Here is a 1,042-nt window from a genome sequence, read left to right as displayed (position 1 = left end):
GCGGCGCGGATGACCCTGCGCCCGACGCTGTTTCTGGTGCGTCAGGAAATGAGGGCCAGCAGCAAGGTGTTGCTCAGCACTTCCGTGATCGAGGTGCTGGTCGGTCACCTGAACGCCTCGATTATCGGCACGCTTGATGATTTTGTTGAGCAAGCCAAAGGCAAGTTACCGGGCATTTTGGCGGACGCTGGCAAGCTCGGCGAAGAAATCATTGATCAGATTGCAATAGGCATCGAAGCGGTGGCGTTCGGCAATCTGGATGCCAAAGGTGATCTGAATGCAGCCAGCGCCCAGGCGAGCGCCGCAGCCGATCAATTCAAGAATGATCCGCTGGCGTCATTCAGCAATGTTTTTGGGGCTGCCAACAGCGCCCTGAAGTCGGCAGGCAAAGGCCTGGCCAACAGCGTGGCGCAAAACCTCGTCCCCGACGACTTCAAAAAAACCGTTTCCGACGAAACCAAAAAACTGCGGGCGATGGGGCCGGAACTGCGCACGCAGTTGAGCAAGCTCGACGATGAGTCGGTGCAGAACTCGATCGGCTGGTTGCTGCTGATCCTCTCCAGTGCCGTGACCTTGTGGCGCAAGCGTAATGCCCATGGGCAGAACGCCGCGGTCCACCCGGACAAGACCGGTCAGGCGAAGCGTACGGCATCCGAGGGGCAGTTGGCCTCCAACGGCCAACAGGCTTCGGCGACTCACGCACCCGAGCCGAAAAAAAACTGCGCCTGCGCCAGCACGGGGCGCAGTATCAATTTCGCCATAGGCTCTGAAAGCCTCAGCCATACCGATTTCAGCCTGCCCGGCCCCTTCCCGATCGAATGGACGCGCACCTACAACTCACGCCTCGACGCCTACGATCAGAGCGAACTCGGCGCGCGCTGGATCAACGAATTCACCACGCGCTTTGACTGCGTGGACGATGGCCTGACGTTCTACAGCGCCGACGGCCGCGACCACAGCTATCCGTTGCCTAAAGTCGGACTGTTCCACTACGACGCCATCGAAAACATCACCCTGGTCCGCAACAGCGAAGATCAGTTGT

1 protein-coding gene is annotated in these 1,042 nt (G+C 59.4%); it reads left to right on the top strand.

The genetic code is table 11. The features are described from left to right. A partial coding sequence (locus FGA82_RS28015; protein ID WP_249384296.1) for a DUF6531 domain-containing protein occupies positions 1-1,042 on the top strand: 1,042 nt, incomplete at both ends.

Source organism: Pseudomonas fluorescens, from assembly GCF_005938625.1.
In the GTDB taxonomy this organism is placed as follows: domain Bacteria; phylum Pseudomonadota; class Gammaproteobacteria; order Pseudomonadales; family Pseudomonadaceae; genus Aquipseudomonas; species Aquipseudomonas fluorescens_BD.
Note: the sequence above shows the minus strand (reverse complement) of the source record. Positions and strands in the feature narration are given on the sequence as shown.